At 72.2% G+C, this 4,746-nt stretch carries 3 protein-coding genes and 1 pseudogene; 3 read left to right on the forward strand and 1 reads right to left on the reverse strand.

The window, feature by feature from the left end:
* Window positions 1-620 (forward strand): annotated as a pseudogene (locus ABZ070_RS35365) (malto-oligosyltrehalose synthase); the annotation flags it as partial.
* A gap of 93 nt (window positions 621-713) precedes the next feature.
* On the opposite strand, the gene ABZ070_RS35370 reads toward ABZ070_RS35365, so the two are convergent.
* Window positions 714-1,262, reverse strand: coding sequence for a DUF1707 and FHA domain-containing protein (locus tag ABZ070_RS35370; RefSeq protein ID WP_356640074.1), 549 nt, complete (start codon window positions 1,260-1,262; stop codon window positions 714-716).
* Window positions 1,263-1,570: 308 nt separating this feature from the next.
* Between ABZ070_RS35370 and ABZ070_RS35375 the strand changes: the two genes are divergently transcribed.
* The gene (locus tag ABZ070_RS35375; protein WP_356640076.1) at window positions 1,571-2,467 is read left to right on the forward strand and encodes a GNAT family N-acetyltransferase; all 897 of its coding nucleotides are present in this window, start codon (window positions 1,571-1,573) and stop codon (window positions 2,465-2,467) included.
* 199 nt (window positions 2,468-2,666) lie between these two features.
* Window positions 2,667-4,412, forward strand: a complete 1,746-nt coding sequence (gene treZ, locus ABZ070_RS35380; protein ID WP_356640078.1) for a malto-oligosyltrehalose trehalohydrolase — start codon at window positions 2,667-2,669, stop codon at window positions 4,410-4,412.
* The last annotated feature ends 334 nt before the right edge of the window (window positions 4,413-4,746 follow it).

A 4,746-nucleotide genomic window follows, 5' to 3' on the forward strand; every position in this document is an offset into this window, starting at 1 on the left:
GCACGAGCTGGACGGAGCCGGACGCGGCGTACGAAAAAGCGGTGTCGGCGTTCGTGGACGCGGGACCGGCGGGCCCGCCACAGCACTCGGTGGCACGGTTCGTCCATGAACTCGATCCGTACGTGCGGGCGAATGTGCTCGGTGCGACGCTGCTGCATCTGACGATGCCGGGAGTGCCGGACGTGTACCAGGGTTCCGAGCGGGAGTTCCTCGCCCTGGTCGACCCGGACAACCGGCGTCCGGTGGAGTTCGGCGCGCCTGCTTCCTCGGGGCCGGGCGCCGAGAAGGAGGCTTTGACCGCGGCGGCTCTCCGGCTGCGCCGGGCCGCGCCCGAACTGTTCGGGGCGTCGGCGACATACACCCCGCTCCTGCCGCACGGGCCGGCGGCGGACCACTGCGTCGCCTTCTGCCGCTCGGGCGAGGTGGTCACGGCGGTGACCCGCCTCTCGCTGCGACTGGCGCGGGCCGGCGGCTGGGCCGACACGGAACTGCCGTTGCCGGCAGGCCGCTGGACGGACCTGCTGGCACCGGAACGCGACTTCGCGTCCGGTCCGGTGCGCCTGGCAGACCTGTTCGCGGTCCGCCCGGTGGCACTGCTGAGGCGCCGGGGCACGGCGTAGCGCCACAGCGAGTCGCCCATGCCGCCCACTCGCGGGCCGAGGGCGTGAATGACCCCCGCTCCCGTGGCGGCCGGTGGCGGGCGGAGAAGCCGCTCAGCGTGCGGTGAGGCGGAAGGTCATGCTGCCGAAGCCGACCATGTCCCCGTCGTTGACGACGATCGAGCCGGTCACCCTGCGGCCGTTGACCGTGGTGCCGTTCGTCGAGCCGAGGTCGCGGAGCACCCACAGCCGGCCCTGGTGGCTCAGCTCGGCGTGCATACGGGAGACGGTGTCGTGGCTGAGCCGCAGGCCGTTGGCCGGGTCTCGGCCGATGCGGAGAGGATGGGGGCCCGGCTCGGGCAGGAGCAGCGGCGGCAGCTTCTCCGCCTGCCACGCCCTGCGCAGCCGGACCGAGAACGCGGAGATCCTGCCGACCACGCCGTACAGCCGGCGTGACCAGCGGCCTTCGTCGACCAGGTCCGCGGTGAGCGCTGCCAGCTCCTCGGAGCGGCGTGCGGCGAGGACCAGTTCCATCCGGTGCACAAAGGTCTCGTGCGACAGCTTTCCCTGGGCCGCACCCTCTCTGAGCACGTCGAGGACACGCTCGCGCTCGGCGTCGGACAGCCGCGCGGGATACGTGTTGGACTCGAAGGAGGACGTCACGTTCCAGATTGTCGGCCCGAAAGGGCCGGGGTGTCCAGATGGAGCGGCACCGGCGCCCGCCCTGACCTGCGCGGAAGCGGGGATTCCGCGCCATCGGGCCACGCTGGGCGGCCCGTTGTGCCCGCCGCTCGCCGAAACGGCCGTGGACGATCGGCCGTCCGGACGTCTACTGTGTGCCCGACGCCCGCGACGACGGAAGGAGGCGAGTGCCGTGTTCATCACACGTTTCCCGTGCTCCCGCCCCGTCCGCCCGGCGTTCGCAGTCTGACCGGGAGCGCATCACATCTTCTCTTCCCGGAGGACACCCCGTGACCGATCTGGTCATCCGCGCGCTCACTGAGGGCGACGCACAACTCTTCGACACCATGCCCGACCCGCTCGGTCTCGGCCGCGCACTCTCACGTACGACGCACCGCCCCGAGTGGAAGCGCGTCGCGCTGCGCGACGGGAGGGTCGTCGCCCGCGCCGCCTGGTGGGGCGGCCCCGACGACGAGGCTCCCGTCAACATCAACTGGTTCGACGTCGCCGAGGGCGAGGAGGAGGCGGGCGCCGAACTCCTGAGCACCTCTCCCTTCCAGGTCGAGTACGAGCTGATCCTGCCCGCGGGCTGGCGCGACGACCCCGCCGCCCTGTTGGCCGGTGAGGCGCGGATCAGGGCCGCGAAGGCGGCGGGCATGGAGGTGCTGGTCGAGCGTTACCAGTACCGGTGGACACCCGGGTGCGGGCTCCCGGAGCGACCGGGCCGACTGGTGTTCCGGCCGGAGGCGGACGACGCCGTCTTCTTCGAGGCCCTGAAGCGCATCCACTCCATGACGCTCGACGCCCACGCGTTGCGCGCCATCGCGCAGGACGGTCTGGACAAGGCGGCCCAGGAGGAGCTGGACTTCTTCAACTGGTGCCCGTCGCCGCGCGAATGGTGGCAGCTCGCCCACACGCCCGACGGTGAACTGGTCGGCCTCCACATCCCGGCGCACAACCCGTCGGGCCCGTGCGTCGGCTTCATCGGGGTCGTACCGGAGCAGCGCGGCCGCGGCTACGCGTACGACCTGCTGGCGGAGTGCACGCACTATCTCGCGGAGCGTGGCGCCGAGTTCATCGCGGGCGCCACCGACCAGGGGAACTTCCCCATGGCGGCGAACTTCGCCAAGGCCGGGCATCCGGTCGTCCAGGAACGGGTCCACTTCCTGCCCGCGTCGCAGGTCTGACGGCGCAGGGGCGCCCGGTGACCACCGGGCGTCCCTGTGATCGGCGGCTCCCGCTCGTGAAACGGGTCCGCGCCTGGAAGCCGCAGGTGTCGACATGGTTCGTGACCTCAATGGCCCAAGCGCCCCGCCTGGAGGGCACGGACTTGCCAGGATGGTCGGGACGGGTGTCAGGGCATCGAAGACGAGGGGACCTCCTGTGCTGCTGTTCGAGGTGTGGGCGCCGAACGCCGTGGAGCGGGTCGCGTTGTGGCTGGAGGGTGCGGAGCACCCGATGGAGCGGGCGCAGGGGCGGGACGGCTGGTGGTTCGCGGAAGCGCCCGCACAGGACGGCGCGCGGTACGGCTTCGCCCTGGACGGCGGCCCGGTGCGGCCCGACCCCCGCTCGCGCCGCCAGCCGGACGGCCCGGACGGCTTGAGTGCCGTCGTGGACCAGGACGCGTACGCGTGGCGGCGGGACTGGCCGGGCCGGGGGCTTCAGAGCGCCGTCCTGTACGAGCTGCACATCGGCACCTTCACGCCCGAAGGGACGCTCGACGCGGCCGCCGAACGGCTCGGCGACCTTGCCGAACTGGGCATCTCCCATGTGGAGCTGATGCCGCTGTGCTCCTTCCCCGGTGTGCACGGCTGGGGGTACGACGGTGTGTCCCCGTGGTCGGTGCACGAGCCGTACGGCGGTCCCGAGGCGCTGAAGCGCTTTGTCGACGCGGCGCACGGGCACGGCCTCGGCGTGGTGCTCGACGTGGTCCACAACCACCTCGGCCCGTCGGGCAACCATCTGCCCGCGTTCGGGCCGTACTTCACCGACACGCACCACACACCGTGGGGCTCGGCGGTCAATCTGGACGCCTCCGGTTCCGACGAGGTGCGCGGCTATCTGCTGGACAGCGCCCTTGCGTGGCTGCGGGACTACCGCCTCGACGGGCTGCGGCTGGACGCGGTGCACGCGCTGGCGGACAACCGGGCGCTGACGTATCTGGAAGAGCTGGCGTCAGCGGTCGACGCGCTCGCCGAAGACCTCGGACGTCCGCTGTTCCTCATCGCCGAGTCGGACACGTGCGACCCGCGGACGACGACGCCCCGCGCCCAGGGCGGTCTCGGCATCCACGCCCAGTGGAACGACGACTTCCACCATGCCCTGCACACCGCCCTGACGGGCGAGTCGCAGGGGTACTACACGGACTTCGCCCGGGCTCCGATGGCGGCCCTGGCCAAGACACTGACCCGTGTCTTCTTCCACGACGGCACCTACTCGGCTTTCCGCGGCCGCACCCACGGCCGGCCGATCGACGTGGTGAACACTCCGGCGCACCGTTTCCTCGGCTACGCGCAGACGCACGACCAGATCGGCAACAGGGCGATGGGCGACCGGCTCTCCGCCACTCTCTCCCCGGGGCTGCTGGCTTGCGCGGCGGTGCTCGTGCTCACCGGCCCGTTCACGCCGATGCTCTTCATGGGCGAGGAGTGGGGGGCCGGCACGCCCTGGCAGTACTTCACCGACCACACCGACCCGGAGCTCGCGGAGGCCGTACGGGCGGGCAGGCGGCGGGAGTTCGCCGAGCACGGCTGGTCCGAGGAACAGGTTCCCGACCCGCAGGACCCGGCCACCCGCGAGCGTTCCTGTCTGGACCGCTCGGAGCGGGAGCGGGAGCCGCACGCCGGGCTTCTGGCGTGGCATCGGGAGCTGATCGCCCTGCGCCGTGCCCTGCCGGATCTGTCGGACCCGGACCTGGCGGCGGTGAAGGTCGCCTTCGACGAGCAGGCACGCTGGCTGGCGTTCCGGCGCGGCGATCTGCGGGTGGCGGCCAACTTCGCCAAGGAGCCGGCCGAGATTCCGCTGGGCGGCGGCGGCCGGGTCGCCGCGGCATGGGGCGAGGTGCGGCCGCCGGACGCGGAGGGTCTGCTCCACCTGCCGCCGCAGAGCTGTGTGGTGCTCGCCGACTCGTGAACCCCGTGCCGTGCGACGCCCTCCGCCGGCGCCCCTGCGTGCCGTGCGACGCCCTCCGCCGGCGCCCCTGCGTGCCGTGCGACGCCCTCCGCCGGCGCCGCTGCGTGCCGTTCGGCGTCAGCGCCCCTCGAGCCGTACGAGTCGCGGCACAGGGCGGTGATGTTCGAATCCGTGACGCCTTCGGAGGCTTCGCACAGGCTGCTCATGTCGTACGACACGCGGGGCTGCGGGGGCCCCGGGCCGACCGGGCCGGGTCGGCGGCGACAACTCGAACGGCGACAGCAGAAAGGCCTGCGACTGCTCGACCTGGAGACGGGTGTTCATCTCCATGAAG

The sequence above is a fragment of the Streptomyces sp. NPDC006283 genome, assembly GCF_040613325.1.
Lineage (GTDB): Bacteria > Actinomycetota > Actinomycetes > Streptomycetales > Streptomycetaceae > Streptomyces.